A 21789-nucleotide genomic window follows, 5' to 3' on the forward strand; every position below is an offset into this window, starting at 1 on the left:
CCACGCACGGGGGGTCCGGCAAAGATATTCTCGATGTCGGCAATAGTTACGACTTACGAGTTCGCCCAGGCAGCAAGCAACCTCGGGTACCGGCGAGGCGTCTTCCGAGCGTCAGACCGAGCGTTGTCCTGCCGGGTAATGGCGGGGATACAGACAGGCGGTATTCGATGCTCATGAGGGGTGGTGCAGCCACAGGGCGCGGGCGCGCGATCGTCCGGCGGGCGACGGCGGTGCTGGTGACCGCGGGACTGGTGCTCGCCGGATGTACGTCGAGCCCGCAGGAGGGCGGGTCGTCCGGCGGGGGAAGCGCGCCGTCGGAGGCCAAACCGGAACCGCAACCGATCTCGCTGACGCTCAAGCCGCGGCACAAGGCCACCGACGTCGCGCCCGGCGAGCCGGTGACGGTCAAGGCCACCAACGGCACGCTCACCAGCGTCAGCCTGGTCAACCCGGACGGCAAGAAGGTCAAGGGCAAGCTGTCGGCGGACAAGACCACGTGGCGGTCTGCCGAGCCGCTCGGCTACGGCAAGCAGTACAAGCTCACCGCGCGCGGGGTGGGCGAGGACGGCGAGAAGACCGTCAAGCGGTCGACGTTCACCACGGTGCAGCCCAAGGGGCAGATCAGCGTCTCGATGTCGGTGCCGGAGGGGCAGACCGTCGGGGTCGGCATGCCCATCTCGTTCCAGTTCTCCGCGCCGGTGCCCAACCGCAAGGCGGCCGAACGGGCACTGAAGATCACCACCAGCAACGACACCGAGGGCGGCTTCTACTGGTTCAACGACAGCTGGGTGGTGTGGCGCCCGAAGGAGTACTGGGAGCCGGGCACCAAGGTCACCGTCAAGGCCAACATCTACGGCAAGCACCTGGGTGACGGCATGTACGGCATGGCCGACGTGTCGTCGTGGATGAAGATCGGCCGCAAGCTGGTGGCGGTGGCCGACGGCAAGACCCACCGGCTGGTCGTCTACATCGACGGCAAGCGGGTGAAGAACGTGCCGCAGTCGATGGGCAAGCCGGGGAACGAGACCCCGGAGGGCATCTACACCGTGATGAGCGAGCACACCAACTACACCATGGACTCCAGCACCTACGGTGTGCCCGTGGACTCCCCAGGGGGGTACCGGACCACGGTGGAGATCGCCGTCCGGCTGTCCAACAGCGGCATCTTCTACCACTCCGCCCCGTGGTCGGTGTGGGCGCAGGGCAGCCAGAACGTCAGCCACGGCTGCATCAACCTGTCCACCGAGAACGCGCGCTGGTTGATGAACCAGACCAAGCCGGGCGACATCTTCATCGTCCGGAACTCGGGTGGCCCGAAGCTGGAACCCACCGACGGGTGGAGCTTCTGGCAGATGCCGTGGAAGCAGTGGCAGAAGGGCAGCGCGGACTAGGGGGTCCGGTCGCCGGCGCTGAGACCGGTCGCGCTACGATGTTGCGGCCGGCGCGGACATGCAGCGCCGCACGGTGGGTATAGCTCAGCTGGTAGAGCGCCTGGTTGTGGTCCAGGAGGGCGCGGGTTCGAGTCCCGTTATCCACCCCAGGAATCCGCAGGTCAGCGGCCTGCGGCAGCAGCGACGGCCGCCCGTGAGCTCCGGAGAGCGCATCGCGACGAAAGGCGATGACCCGGCGCAGTCAGGGGCGGGTCCTGGCATCGGCCGGTCCGAGTGACCGGCCGTTTTTCGTGATCGGGCCGGGCCACGACTGGCGCGCGCCCCACCGTGACCGGTTTCATAGCGGCGTGCACACCCCCATCACCAGCTCCGTGGACGGTGCGCGGACCCGGTGGGTCGTGGATTTCTGGCTGGACCCGGCATGCCCGCTCACCCGGCACACCGCCCGGTGGCTCACGCTCGTCGCCGAGCACCGGCCGGTGGAGATCCGGTGGCGTGTGATGAGCCTGGCCGTGCTCAACGAACACCGCGACGACGACCCGGAAGGCGACACCGAGGGCTTCCTCTGGATCCCGGCGCGCGTCGCCGCCGCTGTGCAGACCGAACACGGGCATGCCGCCCTCGGTGCCTTCTACGACGCGTTGTGGACCGACGCCACAGGCGCCGAGCGGGAGTGGATCGACGACCTGTCCGAAGCCCTCGTCCGCGCGGGCTTGCCCGCCGAACTGGCAGACGCGGGCACTTCCACGGAGTACGACGCAGCGCTCCGCGCCTCGCATCGTGCCGGGGTCGACCGCATCGACGCCGAGGTCGGCACTCCGGTGCTGGCCATCACCACGCCGGACGGTCAGCGACACGCGCTGTTCGGGCCGGTGCTCACTGCGGTCCCCGGCCTGGAGGAGGCGCTTCGCATCTGGGACGGCACGCTCATGCTGGCCGGTGCGGCGACATTCCGCGAAATCAAGCGGTGAACGGCGGTGTCGCGCTCAGCCGTTGGCACTCTGCTGGGCTTGCGCGGCACCCCGCATGATGTCCGCGGCCACCGCCTTGGCCTCGTCCGAGCTCGGCCCGGGCTGGCCGACGAACACCGTGCGACGGTAGTAGGCGAGCTCGGCGATGGACTCCTTGATGTCGGCGAGCGCGCGGTGCGCCATGCCCTTCTCCGGCTTGGCGTAGTAGACCCGCGGGTACCAGCGCCGCACCAGTTCCTTCACCGACGAGACGTCGACCATCCGGTAGTGCAGATGCGCGTCGAGCGCTGGCATGTCCCGTGCGATGAACGCGCGGTCGGTGGCGATGGAGTTGCCCGCCAACGGGGTCGTGCGCGGCTCAGGGGCGTACTGACGCACGTAGTCCAGCACCATCCGCTCGGCGTCAGCCACCGAGACGGTGGAGGCCCGAACCTCCTCGGTCAGCCCGGAGGCGTCGTGCATCTCGCGCACCACGTCCGGCATGCCTGCCAGCTTGTCCTCATCGGCGTGAATCACCACGTCGACACCGTCCCCCAGCACGTTGAGGTCGGCATCGGTGACCAAGGCGGCGATCTCGATCAGGGCGTCCTTGGAGAGATCGAGCCCGGTCATCTCGCAATCGATCCACACCAGCCTGTCGTTCACCCGGAGGACATTAGCCGAAGTGGTCCGGCGGCGTGCCGGCACACCACGCGGCGCGATCAAATCGCGACCCGTCCGGGCAATCGCCGGGACCGCCGGACCCGTGCTGAGCTGGCGAAACTCGCGCCGCCGGGGCAACCGGTCAGGTGCCGCGCGGACGTCACCGGCCGAAGCCGCCCTCGCTGTGCATCACCTGCCCGGTGATCCAGCGGGCTTCGTCGGTCATCAGCCATGCCAGGAGCCGGGCCGCGCCGTCGGGCTGCCCGAATCGACCGAACGGGAACATCGGCTCGACCGCCCGCCACATGTCGTCGGTGAGGTAGCCGGTGTCGACCGGGCCGGGGGTGAGCTAGCCGGTGTCGACCGGGCCGGGACGGGTGTCTTGCGGGGTCCGGATGGACGGTGCCGACCCGGATTCCGCGATCGGCCAGCTGATCCGCGATGGTCGTGGCACCCGGCGATCGCCGCCTTCGTCGCCGCGTACTTCACTTGCCCGGGCACCGGGCCGAGCCCCGGCCCGGACGGTCAGGAAGACGACCGATGCGGAGCGGCCCTCCTCGTGCTGATCGGCGAACGCTTGCGCCAGCAAGATCGTCGCGCGGGCGTCGACCGCCCAGTGCCGGTCCAAATGCTCGACGATCAGTTCGGGGATGGCGCCGTCGGCGCCGGCCAGCGCCTGATTGCAGATCAAGCCGCCGAGGTAGCCGAACTCCCGCACGCCCGCTGCGGTGACCTGCTCCGGCACGCCGGGTTCGGTGAGGTCGGCGCGTGGACCAGCGACCCGTGCGCCGTCGGCGACCCGTTTGTCGTCGGCCAGGTGCGCGCCGTCGGCCAGGCGCGCGTGGACCCCGGCGAGCACCGCCTCGAAGTCGTAGGCGCCCTATTCCCGGCTGGCGTCATGCGGTGCGAAGCGATGGCAGAAGACGCCGGCACCGGAGGCGGCCGGCCCGCACGCAGTGGTGTAGCCGAGTCCCGCGCGACGGCTCACCCCGGTCACCACGACGTGCTTGCCCCGCAGGGGCAGTGGATCACGGGCGAGCAAATCCGCTTGTGCAGGGTTCATGTGGCCAGTGGATCAAGAAGCCCGTCCGCATGGCCGGTCCGTGCGGTCTCCGTTCCGCCACCTCGCAGCTACGATTCGGCCACTTCCGGGCAAGGCTCGTGGACAACTGCTGCGTCCTGGGCCCGGCGCGGATAGCGTGACGGCCATGGCAGAGCCACAGCGGATCGTCATCGTCGGGGCCGGCCTGGCTGGGGCCACCGCGGCTGCCGCGGCGCGAGCGGAAGGATACGACGGCGAGCTTCTCCTCCTGGGTGCCGAGCAGCACCGCCCGTACGAGCTGCCTGCGCTGTCCAAAGGCATCCTGCTGGCCGAGCGCGACGAGCCCGACTGGGTCCACGACGAGAACTTCTACGTGCGCAACGGCATCGACCTGCGCCGCGGTGTCGAGGCGGTACGGATCGAACTGGGTGCCCGCGTGGTCACCGACTCGCACGGCGGCGAGCACCGGTTCGACCGGCTGCTGCTGGCCACCGGTTCGCGCCCGCGCACGGTCTCCGTCCCCGGCGCCGACCTGGACGGTGTCCGGACGTTGCGGACGTTGGACGACGCGCTCGACCTTCGCGCGAGCATCGAAGCCGCGCGCCACGTGGTGATCATCGGCGCGGGCTGGATCGGGTGCGAAGCGGCCGCGGCCGCACGAAGCCTGGGGGCCGAGGTCGCCGTCGTGGACGTACGGCCCTTGCCGCTGCTGGACGCTCTCGGCGAAGAGATCGCCAGGGTCTTCCACCAGCTGCACGTCGAGCACGGCGTCCAGTGGCGGCTGGGTTCCCCAATCGCGGCGATCACCGGTGAGGAGAGCGTCACCGGGGTGCGGCTGACCGACGGCACCGAGCTGCCTGCGGATCTCGTGCTGGTCGCCGTGGGCGCCGCACCGCGGGTCGAGCTCGCCCGCGCCGCCGGGCTGGAGATGGCCGACGACGGCGGCGTCACCGTCGATGCGGGGCTGCGTACCGCCGCGCCCGGAGTCTTCGCCGCCGGTGACATCGCCTCCCATTTCCACCCGCGCTACGGCCGCCGCATCCGCATCGAGCACTGGGCCAACGCCAAGGGGCAGGGTGAGCAGGCCGGGAAGAACCTGGTCGGCGAACCTCAGCCGTACGAGGCGACGCCGTACTTCTTCACCGACCAGTACGACCTGGGCTGCGAGTACCGCGGCCTGGCCGATCCGCACAGCGACGAGCTGGTGGTGCGGGGTGATCTCGGCGCCAGGGACTTCACCGCGTTCTGGTTGCGCAACGGCCGGGTCGAGGCGGCGATGAACGTCAACCAGTGGGACGACGGCGACGCGCTGCAGGCCATGGTGGACAAACGGGTGGCCGTCACCGCCGACGAGCTGCGTACCGCGGACCTCGCCGAGCTGGCGCAACGGTGAGCTGCCACGGCCGGGGCCGGGCAGGGGTGCTCACCGGGAAGCCGCCGCCTTCTCGGCCCGCGCCCGCCTGTGGCGCAGCACGGCGAAGCCGATCCACGAGACCAGGACGACCCCGGCCACCAGCGCCCGGACCAAGCCGAGGTACGCCTCGGGATAGATGACGCCGGTCAGGTAGGTGTCGATGAAACCAGTCGCACCCAGGCCTTCCTGCCCTGCCTTGCGCCGGAAGTAGTCCTCCGGGCCGGTCAGTGGGCACTCCAGCGAGAAGACGGTGATGATCACGCCCCAGGCGACCATGAGGGCGTGCGCGTAGATCACGCGGGGCCAGCGCCATGCCAGGAAGCCGCCGATCACCAGGAACACCAGGAAACCGAAGTGCACCACCATGATCGCGTCGGCCAGCACCGCGTACATGGGTCGATTCTAGGCTCGCCGACCGGTCCGGCCCGGCGCTTCGCCGAGCCTCGGTGCGCACGTCGGACGGTTTCGGTGCGCCCCCAGGCGGTTACCGAGCCGGGCCGGGGCAGCGCTTCGACGCGGTGCACCGCGCGCTGAGAAACGTGCTGGCGCGGCACGCCACCGAGCACCGGCGGAGCACCGTCGATCCCGGTTCGCCGGAGCCGTTGCGAACGGCCCGCGCCGCGGAGCGGAGCTTGCTCATCGCGGCAGGCGGAGCCGACCTGAGCTTGCCCACGGCTGCGCCGCCGCGGGTCGCGGACAGCGCGGTGGACTCAGCGGCGCCCGGCCTGTCCTCGAGGTTCACCAGCACGCGCACGACGATCAGTGCGATCAGCACGAACAGCGGCACCCAGTGCAACCACATGATGACCTCCATCAGTGCCGGGTACGCGGCGCTGAGTACACGGCGAAACGCCAGCGGAGGGTTCACTTCGGGGCTCGGCCGGTGCCGAGCCCGCCGAGTCGTTCAACCTCGTCAGTTCACCTCGCACCATGATGCTGGCGGGTGATGCGCGGTGTCGCGGGTGGGCAGCAGGAATTGCCCGAAAGGCTGATTCCTCGTGACGTTCGTCTCGACATCGAGCGCGCCATCGCGCAGCTAGGGGCGGGCTCGGGAGCTGCCGGGGTGGTGGTGTCTCGGTGGTCGCGCGGCTGGGTGGGGCGGTTCCGTAGTCGGCTGGAGCGCCAGGACGGTCGAGGCCGGTGGGCGGTCAGGGCTGGGCGGTGTGGTGGGTTGGATCGTCAGGACAGCCGGGTGTGGGCGGGCTCGGGATCTGCCGGGGTGGTGGTATCTCGGTGGCTGGCGTAGCCGGGGCGGGGTGGTCCGTAGTCGGCGGAGCGCCGGGACAACTGAACGTGGGCGGGGCCGTGGCATGCTGCGGCATCCGCGCACCCCGGGGACGAACCGGCCGGGAGCGGCGGTCGGTAGCCGGCGGGAGCGTCCCGGCAGCCATCACCCGCAACCGCCGTGCAGCCGGGTGTCACCGACCACGCGGCCGCGGGCGCAGCAGCTTCAGGCTCGCGGGAAGCACGTCGACCTCGACGGGCAGCTCCGCGACGAAGTCCCCGTCGGCGTAGGCGGTGATTCCGGGACAGGTCACCCGGATGCTCCGGGCGCGCAGGCACTCGACCTCTTCCCGCTCGACGTGCTTGCCGCTGAACACGGTGGGGAAGAACCGCACCAGCTGTCCTCGCGGCATCGCCTCGACCAGCGTCAGGTCGAGTAGGCCGTCGGCGGGGTCGGCGCCGGGGCAGATACGCATGCCGCCGCCGTAGCTGCGGGTGTTGCCGACCGCGGCCAGGATCAGCTCGCGCTCCACCGTGGTGCCGTCGGCCAGTTCGATCCGGAACGGCAGCGGCCGCAGCGCGGCCAGCTCGGCCAGCATCGCCACGGTGTACCGGGATCTTCCGCGCGGCCAGCGCATCCGGTTCGCCCGGTCGTTGACCAGGGAGTCGAAGCCGCAGGCCATCACGGTGGCGAAGTAGGTGTGCCCGCCGTCGGGCCGCGTGATGCGGGCGAGGTCGATCGGCTGGTGGTGGCCGTCGGCCACCACGTCCGCGGCCGCCTCCGGTGCGCCGCGCGGCAAGCCGAATTCCCTGGCCACGTCGTTGCCGGTGCCCGCGGGGATGACGCCGAGCGGGATGTCCCGGCCGGCCATCATCTGGACGGCCAGGTGGATCATGCCGTCCCCGCCGACCACGACCAGGGCGTCCGGGCCCTGGTCGAGCACCGCCTTGGCGATCCGTCGTGCGTCCTGCGGATCGTTGCCCGCCACGTCCACCACGTCGACGCCGCGTTCTCGCAGCCGGCCGACCGCGCGGCGGGCGGACTTGTCCGCCTGACCCACTCCGGCAGCCGGGTTGGTCAGCACCACGACAGACCGGACGTCGCTCATGGGACGAGCTTCCCGGGATTGAGGATGCCGTGCGGGTCGAGCTCGGCCTTCACCGCGCGCAGGATCCGCACGCCGACGTCCCCGATCTCGTCGGGCAGCCACGGCCGGTGATCGACCCCGACGGCATGGTGGTGGGTAATGGTGCCGCCGTTGGCCATGATCGCGTCGGACGCCGCCCGCTTGGCGCGCTTCCATTGCTCGATGACGTCCTCGACGGTGTCGCCGCGCTGGGCCGCCACCACGGTGAAGTACAGCGAGCACCCGGTCGGATAGATGTGCGAGATATGGCACATGACCAGCGACTGCGTGCCGGTCTCGGCCAATGCCGACTGCAGCGCCGAGGTCACCGCGGCCTTCAACGCGGGCGCGTTGGACCAGCTCGTGGCGGTCTCCAACGTCTCGCACAGGGCGCCGTTGGCCAGGAGGGCGTCACGGAGATACGGCGCGTCGAAGCGCCCGTGTGCCCAGGATTCGGCCGGTTCCGGCCCCAGCGACGTGCCTCCCGCGGCCCGGAGCACCGCGCTGGTCAGCTGATGCCGCATGGCCACCTGCTGTTCGGTGCCCTCGAACACGGTGACCGCCAGGCACCCACCGGTGACCTGCTCGCCGCCGATACGGTCGGTCATGGCCAGGTTGACGCCGGTTTCCGCTTCGTCGGACAGCCGGATGACGGTCGGCTGGGTGCCGTGCTGGGCGACCGCCCGCAAGGCCGCGGCCCCAGCGGCGAAGTCGTCGAACCGCCACGCTTCGTACCGCTTGACCTCGGGGAGCCGGTGCACCCGGAGCCGGACGGCGGTGATGATCCCGAGGGTGCCCTCCGAGCCGAGGAACAGCTCGCGCAGGTCTGGGCCGGCCGCCGACGCGGGCGCCCGGCCCAGCTCGAGCTTCCCGGCTGGGGTGACCACGCGCAGTCCGCACACCATGTCGTCGAAGCGCCCGTAGCCGGACGAGTCCTGTCCGGACGAGCGCGTGGCGGCGAACCCGCCGATGGTCGCGTACTGGAAGCTCTGCGGGTAATGGCCGAGCTCGAACCCGTGCTCGGCCAGCAGCTGCTCCGCCCGTGGCCCCGGCAGGCCCGCGCCGAGCACCGCTTCGCCGGAGGTGGTGTCGAGCGATTCCAGGCGGTCGAACCGCCGGAGGTCCAGGCTGATGACCGCGGAGAAGCCTGCCCGCACCGGGTCGAGTCCGCCGACCACGCTCGTCCCGCCGCCGAACGGAACGACGGCGATCCGCCGTCGGCCGCAGACGTCGAGCACCGCGGCCACTTCGTCGTCGCTGCCCGGAAGCACGACCGCGTCGGGTGCAGCTTGCGGCCGCCGGCTCTTCCGGCGCAGCAGATCCAGGGTGGACTTGCCGCCGGCTCGGGGAAGCCGGTCGGCGTCGGCTCGTGACACGTGCTCCGCGCCGACCACGTCGGTCAGCGCTGCCAGGTCTTCGTCAGCCAGCGTCGAGGGTCGCAGGACGACCTCCGACTTGTCCGGCGCGCGGACGTCGTCGGTCGAGACCCCGAGCGCTTGGCGCAGCAGCGCGCGGATGTTCTCGGACAGGGGCTTGGCCTTGGCTTCGTCGCCCCACGCGTCCCACTTCATGGGCGGGACGGGCACTTGCGGGTCCGCCGTCATGCGTGTCAGTCTTACACATCATGTCAAGATGTAACGCCGTCCGGCGGAGCACCGAGGACGTCATCCTCGACGCGGCCGCGGAGCTCATCCAGCACACCGGTGGGGCGCGCGTCAACATCGCCGAGATCGCCCGGCGTGCCGGTGTCTCCCGGCCGACCATCTACCGGCGCTGGCCGGACGTGCGGGCCATCGTCGCGGCTCTGCTGACCCGTGAGGTACAGGCGATCGCGCGCGCCGTCGTCCCGGCGGGGCAGGATCGGGAAGCGCTGGTGGCAGGCGTCGTGGAGATCGCCGAGCGGGTGCGCGACCACCCGGTGCTCGGGTTGCTGCTGCGCACCGACCCGGAGGTCTACCGCCGGTACTTCGTCGAACGGCTCGGCACCAGCCAGCGAGGGTTGCTCCGGGAGCTGCAGAGCCGGCTCGCTGCGGCCCAGGCCGACGGCACGGTGCGCGACGGCGACCCCGAGCAGATGGCCGCGATGGTGTTGTTGATCGCGGAGACCACCGTGCAGTCCTATCGCACGGTGACCGCGTTGGTGCCGGAGGACGCCTGGCGCCGCGAACTGACCCACGTACTGAACCGGTATCTCGCGCCATGACCGATTCGTCGCTCAACGCGGCCCGCCGCCGGGCCGACCTGATCGCCCTCGGAGATCGTCCGGACGTGGACGTGCTGGTCATCGGGGGAGGTGTCACGGGAACCGGCGTCGCACTCGACGCAGCCACGCGCGGGCTGCGGACGGTGCTGGTGGAGGCTCGGGATCTGGCCTTCGGCACCAGCCGGTGGAGTTCCAAGCTCGCGCACGGTGGCCTGCGCTACCTGGCCTCCGGGCGGGTCGGCGTCGCCCGGGAAAGCGCGGTGGAGCGCGGCATCTTGATGACGCGCACCGCGCCGCACTTGATCCGCCCGTTGCCGCAGGTCGTGCCGCTGCTGCCGGAGATCAGCCGCAAGCAGGAGTGGCTGGTCCACCTGGGCTTCCGCGCGGGCGACGCGCTGCGCACGGTCGCCGGGACACCGTCGTCGGTGCTGCCCCGCCCGCGCCGGATCGACGCCGCCGAGACGGTACGGCTGGTGCCCGCGGTACGGCGCACCGGGTTGCGGGGCGGCCTGCTCGCCTACGACGGGCAGCTGGTGGACGACGCGCGCCTGGTGGTGGCCATCGCCAGGACGGCGGCCGAACACGGGGCCGCCATCCTGACCCGGGTGCGGGCGTCCGGGGTGACCGGTGAGTCGGCAGAGCTGACCGACGTGCTGACCGGCGAGACCCTGACCGTGCGCGCCAAGGCGGTGATCAACGCGACGGGGGTGTGGGCGGGCACGGTGGACCCGAGCGTCCGGTTGCGCCCCAGCCGGGGTACGCACCTGGTGGTGCCTGCCGAGGCGCTCGGTCATCCGCGAGGAGCGTTGACCGTGCCGGTGCCGGGTTCGGTGAGCCGTTACGTCTTCGCGCTGCCGCAGCAGCACAGCAGGGTGCTGATCGGGCTGACCGACGTCGAAGCGCCCGGTGAGATCCCCGACGTTCCCCGGCCGACGGCCGAGGAGGTGTCGTTCCTGCTGGACACCGTCAATGCGGCGTTGGGGAGCCGGCTCGGCGCCGACGACGTGGTGGGGAGCTTCGCCGGGCTGCGTCCGCTGATCGAAACCGACGGCGCGGCCGACGGCTCGACGGCCGACCTCAGCCGCAAGCACGCCGTGCTGCGTGCCCCGTCCGGGGTGATCACCGTGGTGGGCGGGAAGCTCACGACTTACCGGCGCATGGCGGAAGATGCGGTGGATGCCGCTGTCGCGCGGCTTCGGCCCGGATCGGCAGGCCGTTGCCGGACTCCCTACGTGCCGCTGATCGGAGCGCCGGGGCACCCGATGTCGCAGCGGGCACCCGCCGGTGTCCGCGAGGAGCTGATCCGCAGGCACGGCGGCGCCGCGGCGTCGGTCGTGGATTCGGCCACCGTGGCGGATCCGCTCGCGCCGATCGCCGAGGGGCTTGACGTGACGCGGGCCGAAGTGGAGTACGCGGTTCGGCACGAAGGAGCGCTCGACGTGGACGACGTCATGGATCGCCGCACGCGCATCGGGCTGGTCCAGGCCGACGCCGAACGGGCCCGGCCCGCCGTGCAGGAAATCGTCGACGCGGCCGGCTGACGCCCGCTTGCGCCTGACAGGAATCAGGCCACCGAGCGTGCGGCCCTGACAAGACCCGGCAAGAAGAAGGCTCCGCCGATCGCAGCGGCCGACGGAGCCCTTCCCGAGACGACGTGCCGTCCGGCACTACCAGCGGCTGATCCACCACTCCTCGGCGTAGCCGGCCATGTAGCTGGTCGAGGACGGTGAGTAGGCGCGGTAGTAGTACTTCTTGCCCTTCGGCGGGGACGCCAGGACGAACTTCCAGGTGCCGTTGCTGTTGGCGCGGGTGTACTTGGCGTACTTCCAGCCGCAGCTGGCGCACTGCTTGTACTGCAGCTTGATCTGCGTGCCCTGGCCGCCGGGGCGCACCTTGCCGTAGTACTTGAACTTGGTGCTGGAGGTGCGCACCAGCTTGCTGCCGCTCAAGTTGCGGCGCACCCCGACCTTGGCGTAGGCGGCGGACGGCTCGTAGTTGCCGGTCCCCGCGAACGCCACGCCGAAGTAGTAGTTGCGCGGCGGCTTCCGGTAGAAGCGGAACAGCCCGGTCTTCGTGCTGGTCTTCATCTTGTCGACCTGGACCCACGGCTTCGACGTGCTGTTCCTGGCGAACAGCACCACTTCGACGCCGGGCAGCGCACCGCCGTCGACCACCACCTGGCCCTCCAGCGTGGCCTTCCCGCCGTAGGTGATCCAGGTGCTGCGGTGCGTCCAGATGATCTTCGTCTTGATCTTCGCCGCGCCGGCCTTGTCCCCCTTGGCAGCCGTCAGGTCGACGACCTCGGCCTGCTCGGTCTGCGCCTTCGCCGGGGCGACGGCGCGCACGGTGGTGTCGGACTTGGTCTCGGCCGCGGGCTCGGCCCACGCCGAGCCGGCGATCGTGCCGCTCAGCGCGGTGACCAGCACCGCGGACGCGGCGACCAGCCTACGAGTTCGACGCACAGGTACCCCTCCGTCATGGTTGCGGACCCGCCGGATGCGAACCCACAGTGATCATTGCGCGGAAATCCTAAAGTGCGGCCGGGGAGTTCGTGACGGTTTTGCCGAAATCTCCCCTTCTCTGTGGCAGATGTCGTCCGCGTGGAGCTAGCGGCGTGGCCGGCGCCTGGCTACGATCGGCCGCCGCAATCCGGTGCACGGCCTGATGCACGGCAGAGAGGGGAGCCACGATGGGGAAACGTGTGTGGATGTCCGGCTTGGCCATGGTGGCGTCCGCGATCCTGGCGGGCACGCTCGCGGCCGTGCCCGCGTCCGCGGGCAGCGCCGACGCGGCAGGCTGGCGTCCGCCGTTCCGCGCCAAGATCGAACGGATCAGCCCGGAGCTGGCCGAGGAGATGATCGGGGTGTCGTGGCATCCCGGTTGCCCGGTGCCGATCGAGGACCTGCGGCTGATCACCATGAACCACCACGGCTTCGACGGCCGCTCGCACGACGGCGAGCTGGTGGTGCACAAGGACGTCGCCAAGAACGTGGTGAAGGTCTTCCGCAAGCTCTACTACCACAAGTTCCCGATCCGCCGGATGGAGCGCATCGAGCACTACGGCGGGAGCGACGACGCGTCGATGGAAGCCGACAACACCTCGGCGTTCAACTGCCGGGAGATCACCGGCGGTGGCGGCTTCTCGGTGCACTCCTACGGCAAGGCGATCGACATCAACACCATCGAGAACCCGTACGTCAAGGGTGACCTGGTGCTGCCGGAAGCCGGTCGGGAGTACCTGGACCGGGAGGACGTGCACCCGGGAATGATCGTCGACGGCGACATCGTGGTGCGCTCGTTCGCCAAGGCCGGGTTCATCTGGGGCGGCCACTGGACCAGCCCGATCGACTACCAGCACTTCGAGGTGCCCGTCGACGACTGAGCCGCTGGTGGCCTCCGGTGTCCGGGCGGGTGACGGTGCCGGGGCCGGGTGAGGCGGCGTTGCCGTCGGCTGGGTCGAGCGGTTCACTCATGTCGGTGCCACGGGCCGGGCGACGCCACCGTGCCGCGTCACTTCTCGGTGTCCGCTTCCTGAGGTGGGCCGTACCCGCCACCGCCCGGCGTCTCGATCACCAGCACGTCGCCCGGTGCCAGGTCGGCGGAGCCGCAGCCGGGCAGCTCGTCCACGGATCCGTCGGTCCGGACGACGTAGTTGCGGCCCAAGGCGCCGGGGCGGCCGCCTGCCATCCCGTACGGCGGCACCCGGCGATGCCCGGTCAGGGTGCTGACCGTGACCGGCTCGGTGAACCGCAGCCTGCGGATCACGCCGTTGCCGCCACGCCACTTGCCCGCACCACCGGAGCCACGGCGGATCGCGAAGCCGTCGACCAGGACCGGCAGCCGGTGCTCCAGCACCTCCGGGTCGGTCAGCCGGGAGTTGGTCATGTGGGTCTGCACCGCGTCGGCCCCGTGGTAGCCGGGTCCTGCCCCTGAGCCGGAAGCCAGCGTCTCGTAGTACTGGTGGCGGTCGTTGCCGAACGTCACGTTGTTCATGGTTCCGGATCCCTCGGCCTGCACGCCCAGCGCCGCGTAGAGCGCACCGGTGATGGCCTGGGACGTCTCCACGTTGCCCGCCACCACGGCTGCCGGATACTCCGGGGCCAGCATGCTGCCGGGCGGGACGATCACCCGCAGCGGCCGCAGGCATCCGTCGTTGAGCGGGATGTCGTCGGCCACCAGCGTGCGGAACACGTACAGCACCGCCGCCTTCACCACGGCCGTCGGCGCGTTGAAGTTGCTCGTCAGCTGCGGGCTGGTGCCGGTGAAGTCGATCTCGGCCGATCGGTTGGCCCGGTCGACGGTGACGCGCACGGCGATGACCGCGCCCGAGTCCATCTCGTAGCGGTACTCGCCGTCGTGCAGCCGGTCGATCACCCGGCGGACGGCTTCCTCGGCGTTGTCCTGCACGTGCCGCATGTAGGCCTGGACCACGTCCAGCCCGAAGTGGTCGATCATGGCCCGGACTTCGGCCACGCCCTTGGCGTTGGCCGCGATCTGCGCGCGCAGGTCGGCCAGGTTGGTGTCCGGGTCGCGGCTCGGATAGCGGGCGGACGTCAGCAGCTTGCGGGTCTCTTCCTCACGGAACCGGCCGTCACGGGCCAGCAGCCAGTTGTCGAACAGCACACCTTCGTGGTCGATGTGCGTGCTGCTGGCGGGCATCGACCCGGGGGTCAGTCCGCCGATCTCGGCGTGATGCCCGCGGGAGGCGACGTAGAAGAGGATCTCCCCGGGATCGTGCGGATCGTCGGAGGCGAACACCGGGGTGATGACCGTGACGTCCGGCAGATGCGTCCCGCCGTGGTACGGGTCGTTGACCGCATAGACGTCACCAGGCCGCATGTCGCCCGCGCGGCGCCGGATGACCTCCTGCACGCTGGTGCCCATCGAGCCGAGATGGACCGGGATGTGCGGGGCGTTGGCGATCAAGTGCCCGTCCGGGTCGAACAGCGCGCACGAGAAGTCCAGCCGCTCCTTGATGTTCACCGACTGCGCGGTCGACTCCAGCGCGACGCCCATTTGCTCGGCGATCGACATGAACAGGTTGTTGAAGATCTCCAGCAGCACCGGGTCGGCCTCGGTGCCGACTTCGGCGGATTCCTGCGTGCGGACCCGCTCGACGACGAGGTGGCCCTGCTCGATGCAGCGCGCACGCCAGCCCGGATCGACCACCGTGGTGCTGTTGGCCTCGGTGATGATCGCCGGGCCTTCGACGACCTGATCCACCGCCAGTGATTCCCGCTGGTACAGCCGTGCGTCGTGCCAACCGTCGGCATACAGCCGCACGGTCCCGATCGGCGCCGCAGGTTCGGTGCGCTGCACCGTGGGAAGCGTGGCCTCGGCCGACCGTGCGGTGGCCTCGACCGACACCGCCTCGATGATCAGCGGGCGGTCCATCAGGAAGGAGAACTGGGCCTTGTGCAGGCGTTCGAACTCCGCCGTCATGCCGTCCGCCGAGCCCAGCTGGACAGCCACCGTCGTGTCGGTGCCGTCGTAACGCAGGTGCGCGCGGCGGGTCACGTCGACGTCGCCCTGGTGCTTGCCGAGTTCGGCGATGGCCTTCTCGGCCAGCTCCTCGGCCACTTCGGCCGCCCTGGCCACGCCTTCGCCGGTCACCGCCACCTCGACGGAGCGCTGGCGTATGGCGGTCAGATCCGCCAGGCCGATGCCCAGCGCCGACAACACGCCGGCCATCGGCGGCACCAGGACGGTGCGGATGCCCAGGGCGTCCGCCACGGCACAGGCGTGCTGGCCTCCCGCGCCGCCGAAGGTGGTCAGCGCGTAGCGGGTCACGTCGTGGCCCTTCTGCACGGAGATCTTCTTGACCGCGTTGGCCATGTTGGCGACCGCGATCTGCCGGAAACCTTCGGCGACCTCCTCGGGAGTGCGATCGTCCCCGGTGGCGGCGCGGATCTCGGCCGCCAGCTCGGCGAACCGCTTCCGCACTCCGTCCGCGTCGAGCGGCTCGGTGCCGTCGGCGCCGAACACGTGCGGGAAGTGGTCCGGCTGGATCCGGCCGAGCATCACGTTGGCGTCGGTGACCGTCAACGGCCCGCCGCGCCGGTAGCAGGCCGGGCCGGGGGCGGCACCCGCCGAGTCGGGGCCGACCCGGTACCTGCTGCCGTCGAAGTGCAGGATCGACCCACCGCCTGCCGCGACGGTGTGGATGTCCAGCATCGGGGCGCGCAGCCGCACCCCGCCCACCACGGTGGTGAACACCCGCTCGAACTCGCCCGCGTAGTGCGAGACGTCGGTGGACGTGCCGCCCATGTCGAAACCGATCACCCGGTCGAACCCGGCGGCCTGCGACATCCGCACCATGCCGACGATGCCTCCGGCCGGCCCGGACAGCACGGCGTCCTTGCCGCGGAAGTGCCCGGCCTCGGCCAGGCCGCCGTTGGACTGCATGAACTGCAGGTCGGTGTCCGGCAGCTGGGCGGCCACCTGGTCGACGTAGCGGCGCAGCACGGGGGAGAGGTAGGCGTCGGCCACCGCGGTGTCGCCGCGCGGCACGAGCTTGAGCAGCGGACTGGCCTCGGCGGACAGCGAGACCTGGGTGAACCCGATCTCGCGCGCCAGGTCGCCGATCATGCGCTCGTGCTCCGGGAACTGGTAGCTGTGCAGGCACGCCACGGCCACTGCGCGGAAGCCCGCCTGGTACGCGTCGCGGAGTTCGGGTTCCAGCGCGGTCAGGTCCGGCTCGCGCAGCACCTCTCCACCGGCGGTGACGCGCTCGTCGACCTCGATCACCCTCGAGTACAGCGCGCTGGGCAGGGTGATCTGCCGGTCGAAGATGCGCGGGCGGTTCTGGTACGCGATGCGCAAGGCGTCGGCGAAGCCCTTGGTGATCACCAGCACCGTCGGCGCACCGGTGCGCTCCAGCAGCGCGTTGGTGGCCACCGTGGTGCCCATGCGCACCGCGTCGATGTCCGCCGTGCTGCCGGTACCCGCCGAGCTGGTGGCGCCCGCCTCGCTCAGCAGCTGCCGGATGCCCTCGACCGCGGCATCCGGGTACCGGGGATCCTGCGACAGCAACTTGTGGGTGCGGATGTCGCCGCCGGGAGTGCGCGCGACGATGTCGGTGAACGTTCCGCCTCGATCGACCCAGAACTGCCAGCCCATTCCTCACTCGAATCTGGTCGGATCACCCGCCCCGTAGCGGACGATCTCCGGCTCACCGGTGGAGAAGTCGACCACCGTGGTCGGCTCGGTGCCGCACTCGCCGGAATCGATCACCACGTCGACCAGGTGATCGAGCCGTTCCTTGATCTCCCATCCCTGCGTCATCGGCTCCGGCGTGTCCGGCAGCAGCAGCGTGCTCGACAGGATCGGCTCGCCCAGCTCCGCCAGCAGCGCCTGTACCACGGTGTGCTGCGGGATGCGCACGCCCACGGTGCGTTTCTTGGCGTTCATCAGCTGGCGCGGCACTTCCTTGGTGGCGGGCAGGATGAACGTGTACTGGCCGGGCGTGGCCGCCTTGATGGCCCGGAACACCCGGTTGTCCAGCACCACGAACTGCCCGAGCTGGGCGAAATCGGCGCAGACCAGCGTGTAGTGGTGCCGATGGTCGAGCTTGCGGATGTCCTTGATGCGCTCCAGTCCCTGCCGGTTGCCGATCGCGCACCCCAGCGCGTAGCACGAGTCGGTGGGATAGGCGATCAGGCCGCCGTCCCGCAACGTGGCGACCGCCTGGGCGATGGCCCTCGGCTGCGGGTTGACCGGGTGCACGTCGTAGTACCTCGCCATTCCGGCGAGCGTAGTCAACCGCACGCTCGCTGACACGCAGGCACGACGATCACAGCCGTTCGGTCAACGCATCCGCCGCGGCCAGCAGATCCGCGGCCCACCGCACGCCGGGTTTGCGCCCGATCCGCTCGATCGGCCCGGAGACCGACACCGCGGCGACCACGTTGCCGGTGGAGTCCTTGACCGGAGCGGACACGCTGGCGACGCCGGGCTCGCGCTCGGCGACGCTCTGCGCCCAACCGCGGCGGCGCACCTCCAGCAGCGTGCGCTCCCCGAACACGGCGTCCGCCAGGATGGCGCGCTGCGTCTGCGGATCCGCCCACGCCGCCAGCACCTTGGCGCCGGACCCGGCCGTCATGGGCAGCCGGGAGCCGACCGGGACGGTGTCCCGCAGCCCGCTCGGCGGTTCGGCGGTGGCGATGCAGACCCGCTGCATGCCGTCGCGCCGGTAGAGCTGAACGCTTTCCCCGGTGATGTCGCGCAGCTTGGGCAGCACCGAGCTCGCCGCGTCCAGCAGCGGATCGGTCGACCCGCCCGCCAGCTCGGCCAGCGCGGTGCCCGGGCGCCACCGGCCGTCCGGGCCGCGGCGCAGCAGGCGATGGGTTTCCAGCCCGACGGCCAGCCGGTGCGCGGTCGCCCGCGGCAGGCCGGTGCGGGCACACAGATCGGCCAGGCCGCACGGCTCGGTCGCCACGGCCTGGAGCACGGCGACCGCCTTGTCGAGGACGCCGATGCCGGACGACGGTGCAGTCGAGGTATCCTGTCCCACAGCGCGATACTAGCGTCTCGAATATTGGGAAGTCCAGATACTGGGAAATGGGTCCGGCCATGGGTAAAACACTTGCGGAGAAGGTCTGGGACGCGCACGTGGTGCGTCGCGGCAAAGGCGCCGAACCGGACCTGCTCTACATCGATTTGCACCTGGTGCACGAGGTGACCAGCCCCCAGGCGTTCGACGGGCTGCGGCTGGCCGGCCGCAAGGTTCGGCGGCCCGACCTCACCATCGCCACCGAGGACCACAACGTGCCCACGATCGGCATCGAGCTGCCGATCGCCGACCCCGTCTCCCGTACCCAGGTGGAGACGTTGCGCAAGAACTGCGCGGAGTTCGGCATCCGGCTGCACCCGATGGGTGACGACGAGCAGGGCATCGTGCACGTCATGGGCCCGCAGCTCGGCCTCACCCAGCCCGGCATGACCGTGGTGTGCGGCGACTCGCACACCTCGACGCACGGCGCGTTCGGCGCGATGGCGTTCGGTATCGGGACTTCCGAAGTGGAGCACGTGCTGGCCACCCAGACGCTGCCGCTGCGCCGGTTCAAGACGATGGCCATCAACGTCAGCGGCAAGCTGCGCCCCGGCGTGACGGCCAAGGACATCATCCTGGCCATCATCGCCAAGATCGGCACCGGCGGCGGCCAGGGCTACGTGCTGGAGTACCGCGGCGAGGCCATCGAGGCGCTGTCCATGGAAGCCCGCATGACCATCTGCAACATGTCGATCGAGGCGGGCGCGCGGGCAGGCATGATCGCCCCGGACGAGACGACGTTCGCCTACCTCAAGGGCCGTCCGCACGCCCCGCAGGGCGCCGAGTGGGACAAGGCGGTGGCGGCCTGGCGCCAGCTGCGCAGCGACGACGACGCGGTGTTCGACGCCGAGGTCGATCTGAACGCCGACGAGCTGACCCCGTACGTCACCTGGGGCACCAACCCCGGCCAGGGCCTGCCGCTGAGCGAGCGGGTGCCGGACCCGGCGGACTTCGCCGACGAGACCGAGCGGCTGGCCGCCGAGAAGGCACTGGCCTACATGGACCTCAAGCCGGGAACGCCGCTGCGCGACATCAAGGTGGACACGGTGTTCCTCGGCTCGTGCACCAACGGGCGGCTGGAGGACCTGCGCGCGGCCGCCGAGGTGCTGGCCGGCCGCAAGGTGGCCGACGGGGTACGGATGCTGGTCGTCCCCGGCTCCATGCGGGTGCGCAAGGCGGCCGAGGAAGAAGGCCTGGACAAGGTCTTCAAGGAGGCGGGTGCGGAGTGGCGCGCCGCGGGCTGCTCGATGTGCCTCGGCATGAACCCCGACCAGCTCAAGCCGGGGGAGCGCAGCGCGTCGACGTCGAACCGCAACTTCGAAGGCAGGCAGGGCAAGGGCGGCCGCACCCACCTGGTGTCGCCGCTGGTCGCCGCGGCGACCGCGGTGCGCGGCACGCTGTCGTCGCCGGAAGACCTGTGACGCGCGGGTCCACCACGAGCAGGAGAGGCAGGCAGAGTCAGACATGGAGCCGTTCAGCAAGCACACCGGGGTCGGGGTTCCCCTGCGCCGGTCCAACGTGGACACCGACCAGATCATCCCGGCCGTCTACCTGAAGCGGGTCACCCGCACCGGCTTCGAGGACGGGCTGTTCGCCGCATGGCGCAGCGACGAGACGTTCGTGCTCAACCAGGAGCCGTTCCGCAACGGGTCGGTGCTGGTCGCCGGTCCGGACTTCGGCACAGGATCGTCGCGCGAGCACGCGGTGTGGGCCCTGATGGACTACGGCTTCCGGGTGGTGATCTCGTCCCGGTTCGCCGACATCTTCCGCGGCAACGCGGGCAAGCAGGGCCTGCTCACCGCGCAGTGCGAGCAGGCGGACGTCGAGCAGCTGTGGAAGCTGCTGGAGAACGAGCCGGGCACCGACGTGACGGTCGACCTGAACGAGAAGACCGTCCAGTGCAAGGACTTTTTGACCACGTTCGACATCGACGACTACACCCGCTGGCGGCTGCTGGAGGGCCTGGACGACATCGCGCTCACCCTCCGGCACTCCGACACCATCGCCGAGTTCGAGGCGTCTCGGCCGTCGTACATGCCGGTCACCACGCCGCGCTGACCTGGCGTCCGGGTCCCGGGTAGCGCGGCTCGGGCTTCGGCTGGCGCGGCTCGTGGCTCGGCTGGCGCGGACAGTGGCTCGGGTGGCGCGGACAGTGGCTCGGGTACTGCGCCGGGAGCACGGTGGAGGGCCTGCGAGCGTGGATGGCGCAGCCGAAGGCTCGGGCAGTGCACTGCTCGGCCGGCAGCAGCCGCCGCCGACGCGGGCAGGATGTGGCTCATCCCGGCCTAGCCGTCGATCGGCGGCGGTGGGACGTAGTGCGCCGCCACCAGCCGCGGCGCCGTCCCGTCCTGCGATGTCGCGCGCCGGAAGGTCATCACCCATGTCGAGCCCTTCTTGGTCGGGACGTCGGTGAATGCCACGCCGTCCTGTCCGGCGAGCTCGGCCAGCAGGCCGGGGATCACGCCGCCCTGGCTGCACACCACGGGGGTGCGGCTGGCGGCGGCGATCTGCCGCAGCCGGGCAAGGGCTTCTCGCGGGGACTCCCGGTAGGCGTCCTCGGACAGCGCCGGCTCGTAGCCGACCTCGACGTCGGCTTCGGCGGCCACCGCGCGCACGGTCTGCACGCAGCGCAGCCGTGGAGCCGCATACACCCGGTCCGGCCGGAACAGCGACAGCTGCCTGGTCAGCGCCTTCGCCTGGCGTTCACCGTCGGCGGTCAGCGGGCGCAGGTCGTCGTCGCCGTTCCAGTTCTCCCGGCTGCCCGCCTTCGCGTGCCGGACCAGCAGCAGCGTGGTCGCGTCGGGGCCGAGGCTGCCGAACGCGTTTAGCACCGCGCGGTCGGCGTCGTAGGACACCAGTTCGCGGGCCTGCTCCAGCGTGCACCAGCGCAGCCGGTCGACCTCCTCGTTGGGGGTGAACTCGCCCGCTGTCGCTCGCGCGGCGTAGTAGGCGACCACCTTGTGCCCGCCGGCCACCGGATAGCCGACCTGGGTCACGAACGGCCCGAGCGTGCACACGTTGCCGGTCTCCTCGGTGACTTCGCGCGCTGCGGCCACCGGAGCGGTCTCGCCGTCGTCCAGCTTGCCCTTGGGGAGCGACCAGTCGTCGTAGCGCGGCCGGTGCACCAGCGCCACCTCGCGATCCGTGCCGCGCGGCCGCCACAGCACCGCCCCGGCAGCCTGGACCGCCCGCTCCGGGTAGGCCACCACCAGTGCGCCCATCGG

General features: G+C 70.7%; 20 protein-coding genes and 1 tRNA gene. 9 read left to right on the forward strand and 12 right to left on the reverse strand.

The window, feature by feature from the left end; translation table 11 throughout:
• Nucleotides 1-173 precede the first annotated feature (173 nt).
• The 3 genes from CXP56_RS12680 (at nt 174) to CXP56_RS12690 (ending at nt 2362) form a co-directional block, all read left to right on the forward strand.
• The gene (locus CXP56_RS12680; protein WP_028847951.1) at nt 174-1391 is read left to right on the forward strand and encodes a L,D-transpeptidase; all 1218 of its coding nucleotides are present in this window, start codon (nt 174-176) and stop codon (nt 1389-1391) included.
• Nucleotides 1392-1464: 73 nt separating this feature from the next.
• Nucleotides 1465-1540: transfer RNA gene (locus CXP56_RS12685), tRNA-His, on the forward strand.
• 198 nt (nt 1541-1738) lie between these two features.
• Nucleotides 1739-2362: a mycothiol-dependent nitroreductase Rv2466c family protein gene (locus CXP56_RS12690; protein WP_211227529.1), complete on the forward strand. Its 624-nt coding sequence runs from the start codon at nt 1739-1741 to the stop codon at nt 2360-2362.
• 15 nt (nt 2363-2377) lie between these two features.
• Here CXP56_RS12690 and orn read toward each other — a convergent pair whose 3' ends face one another.
• From orn to CXP56_RS12705, 3 genes are all read right to left on the reverse strand, one after another.
• The gene (gene orn / locus CXP56_RS12695; protein WP_028847953.1) at nt 2378-3007 is read right to left on the reverse strand and encodes an oligoribonuclease; all 630 of its coding nucleotides are present in this window, start codon (nt 3005-3007) and stop codon (nt 2378-2380) included.
• A 157-nt stretch (nt 3008-3164) separates the two neighbouring features.
• Nucleotides 3165-3290: an SDR family oxidoreductase gene (locus tag CXP56_RS12700; protein WP_286901249.1), complete on the reverse strand. Its 126-nt coding sequence runs from the start codon at nt 3288-3290 to the stop codon at nt 3165-3167.
• Nucleotides 3291-3353: 63 nt separating this feature from the next.
• Nucleotides 3354-3863, reverse strand: coding sequence for a hypothetical protein (locus CXP56_RS12705; RefSeq protein ID WP_245566668.1), 510 nt, complete (start codon nt 3861-3863; stop codon nt 3354-3356).
• Nucleotides 3864-4212: 349 nt separating this feature from the next.
• Here CXP56_RS12705 and CXP56_RS12710 point away from each other — a divergent pair, with 349 nt between their 5' ends.
• Nucleotides 4213-5439, forward strand: coding sequence for an NAD(P)/FAD-dependent oxidoreductase (locus CXP56_RS12710; RefSeq protein ID WP_286901251.1), 1227 nt, complete (start codon nt 4213-4215; stop codon nt 5437-5439).
• A gap of 30 nt (nt 5440-5469) precedes the next feature.
• Here the strand turns inward: CXP56_RS12710 and CXP56_RS12715 are convergent, their stop codons facing one another.
• The 4 genes from CXP56_RS12715 to CXP56_RS12730 form a co-directional block, all read right to left on the reverse strand.
• A complete protein-coding gene (locus CXP56_RS12715; RefSeq protein WP_028847955.1) occupies nt 5470-5853 on the reverse strand; it encodes a DUF2784 domain-containing protein in 384 nt (127 codons plus the stop codon).
• A 91-nt stretch (nt 5854-5944) separates the two neighbouring features.
• Complete coding sequence (locus CXP56_RS12720; protein ID WP_286901253.1) at nt 5945-6274, reverse strand: hypothetical protein; 330 nt, start codon at nt 6272-6274, stop codon at nt 5945-5947.
• Nucleotides 6275-6878: 604 nt separating this feature from the next.
• Nucleotides 6879-7793, reverse strand: a complete 915-nt coding sequence (locus tag CXP56_RS12725) for a diacylglycerol kinase (protein ID WP_286901254.1) — start codon at nt 7791-7793, stop codon at nt 6879-6881.
• Nucleotides 7790-9415, reverse strand: coding sequence for an FAD-binding oxidoreductase (locus tag CXP56_RS12730; RefSeq protein ID WP_245566669.1), 1626 nt, complete (start codon nt 9413-9415; stop codon nt 7790-7792). Before CXP56_RS12730 ends, CXP56_RS12725 begins: the two co-directional genes overlap by 4 nt.
• A gap of 20 nt (nt 9416-9435) precedes the next feature.
• Here CXP56_RS12730 and CXP56_RS12735 point away from each other — a divergent pair, with 20 nt between their 5' ends.
• Together CXP56_RS12735 and CXP56_RS12740 are read left to right on the forward strand one after the other, a co-directional pair.
• On the forward strand, nt 9436-10014 hold the full coding sequence (locus CXP56_RS12735) for a TetR/AcrR family transcriptional regulator (protein ID WP_286901257.1): 579 nt from the start codon (nt 9436-9438) through the stop codon (nt 10012-10014).
• Entirely contained in the window at nt 10011-11555 is a 1545-nt protein-coding gene (locus CXP56_RS12740) for a glycerol-3-phosphate dehydrogenase/oxidase (RefSeq protein ID WP_286901258.1), read from the forward strand. The genes CXP56_RS12735 and CXP56_RS12740 overlap by 4 nt, the downstream gene beginning before the upstream one ends.
• Before the next feature lie 126 nt (nt 11556-11681).
• Here CXP56_RS12740 and CXP56_RS12745 read toward each other — a convergent pair whose 3' ends face one another.
• Nucleotides 11682-12476 carry a hypothetical protein gene (locus CXP56_RS12745; RefSeq protein WP_156899232.1) on the reverse strand — a complete coding sequence of 265 codons (795 nt, stop codon included), beginning with the start codon at nt 12474-12476 and terminating at the stop codon, nt 11682-11684.
• A gap of 227 nt (nt 12477-12703) precedes the next feature.
• Between CXP56_RS12745 and CXP56_RS12750 the strand changes: the two genes are divergently transcribed.
• Entirely contained in the window at nt 12704-13396 is a 693-nt protein-coding gene (locus tag CXP56_RS12750; protein ID WP_245566670.1) for a M15 family metallopeptidase, read from the forward strand.
• 128 nt (nt 13397-13524) lie between these two features.
• Here CXP56_RS12750 and CXP56_RS12755 read toward each other — a convergent pair whose 3' ends face one another.
• From CXP56_RS12755 to CXP56_RS12765, 3 genes are read right to left on the reverse strand one after another with little or no spacing between them, the layout of a single operon-like run.
• Nucleotides 13525-17133 (reverse strand): hydantoinase B/oxoprolinase family protein, encoded by a 3609-nt coding sequence (locus CXP56_RS12755; protein WP_286901259.1) that lies wholly within the window; start codon nt 17131-17133, stop codon nt 13525-13527.
• Nucleotides 17134-17136: 3 nt separating this feature from the next.
• The gene (locus CXP56_RS12760; protein ID WP_028847964.1) at nt 17137-17757 is read right to left on the reverse strand and encodes an L-threonylcarbamoyladenylate synthase; all 621 of its coding nucleotides are present in this window, start codon (nt 17755-17757) and stop codon (nt 17137-17139) included.
• Nucleotides 17758-17806: 49 nt separating this feature from the next.
• Nucleotides 17807-18526, reverse strand: coding sequence for an IclR family transcriptional regulator (locus tag CXP56_RS12765; protein ID WP_051310205.1), 720 nt, complete (start codon nt 18524-18526; stop codon nt 17807-17809).
• Between the two features lie 59 nt (nt 18527-18585).
• Between CXP56_RS12765 and leuC the strand changes: the two genes are divergently transcribed.
• Entirely contained in the window at nt 18586-19986 is a 1401-nt protein-coding gene (leuC, locus tag CXP56_RS12770; RefSeq protein WP_156899233.1) for a 3-isopropylmalate dehydratase large subunit, read from the forward strand.
• Between the two features lie 43 nt (nt 19987-20029).
• Nucleotides 20030-20623, forward strand: coding sequence for a 3-isopropylmalate dehydratase small subunit (leuD, locus tag CXP56_RS12775; RefSeq protein ID WP_028847967.1), 594 nt, complete (start codon nt 20030-20032; stop codon nt 20621-20623).
• A 227-nt stretch (nt 20624-20850) separates the two neighbouring features.
• Here leuD and CXP56_RS12780 read toward each other — a convergent pair whose 3' ends face one another.
• Nucleotides 20851-21786 carry an NUDIX hydrolase gene (locus tag CXP56_RS12780; RefSeq protein ID WP_038045059.1) on the reverse strand — a complete coding sequence of 312 codons (936 nt, stop codon included), beginning with the start codon at nt 21784-21786 and terminating at the stop codon, nt 20851-20853.
• Nucleotides 21787-21789 lie beyond the last annotated feature (3 nt).

Origin of the sequence: Thermocrispum sp., assembly GCF_002919275.1 — a bacterium.
GTDB lineage: Bacteria > Actinomycetota > Actinomycetes > Mycobacteriales > Pseudonocardiaceae > Thermocrispum > Thermocrispum agreste.

Bases quoted from the DNA above. Each gene is read 5' to 3' on its own strand.
- CXP56_RS12680 (WP_028847951.1), top strand. From the start codon at position 174: ATGAGGGGTGGTGCAGCCACAGGGCGCGGGCGCGCGATCGTCCGGCGG.
- CXP56_RS12700 (WP_286901249.1), bottom strand. From the start codon at position 3,290: ATGTTCCCGTTCGGTCGATTCGGGCAGCCCGACGGCGCGGCCCGGCTC.
- CXP56_RS12710 (WP_286901251.1), top strand. From the start codon at position 4,213: ATGGCAGAGCCACAGCGGATCGTCATCGTCGGGGCCGGCCTGGCTGGG.
- CXP56_RS12715 (WP_028847955.1), bottom strand. From the start codon at position 5,853: ATGTACGCGGTGCTGGCCGACGCGATCATGGTGGTGCACTTCGGTTTC.
- CXP56_RS12720 (WP_286901253.1), bottom strand. From the start codon at position 6,274: ATGGAGGTCATCATGTGGTTGCACTGGGTGCCGCTGTTCGTGCTGATC.
- CXP56_RS12725 (WP_286901254.1), bottom strand. From the start codon at position 7,793: ATGAGCGACGTCCGGTCTGTCGTGGTGCTGACCAACCCGGCTGCCGGA.
- CXP56_RS12730 (WP_245566669.1), bottom strand. From the start codon at position 9,415: ATGACGGCGGACCCGCAAGTGCCCGTCCCGCCCATGAAGTGGGACGCG.
- CXP56_RS12735 (WP_286901257.1), top strand. From the start codon at position 9,436: ATGTCAAGATGTAACGCCGTCCGGCGGAGCACCGAGGACGTCATCCTC.
- CXP56_RS12740 (WP_286901258.1), top strand. From the start codon at position 10,011: ATGACCGATTCGTCGCTCAACGCGGCCCGCCGCCGGGCCGACCTGATC.
- CXP56_RS12750 (WP_245566670.1), top strand. From the start codon at position 12,704: ATGGGGAAACGTGTGTGGATGTCCGGCTTGGCCATGGTGGCGTCCGCG.
- CXP56_RS12755 (WP_286901259.1), bottom strand. From the start codon at position 17,133: ATGGGCTGGCAGTTCTGGGTCGATCGAGGCGGAACGTTCACCGACATC.
- CXP56_RS12760 (WP_028847964.1), bottom strand. From the start codon at position 17,757: ATGGCGAGGTACTACGACGTGCACCCGGTCAACCCGCAGCCGAGGGCC.
- leuC (WP_156899233.1), top strand. From the start codon at position 18,586: ATGGGTAAAACACTTGCGGAGAAGGTCTGGGACGCGCACGTGGTGCGT.
- leuD (WP_028847967.1), top strand. From the start codon at position 20,030: ATGGAGCCGTTCAGCAAGCACACCGGGGTCGGGGTTCCCCTGCGCCGG.
- CXP56_RS12780 (WP_038045059.1), bottom strand. From the start codon at position 21,786: ATGGGCGCACTGGTGGTGGCCTACCCGGAGCGGGCGGTCCAGGCTGCC.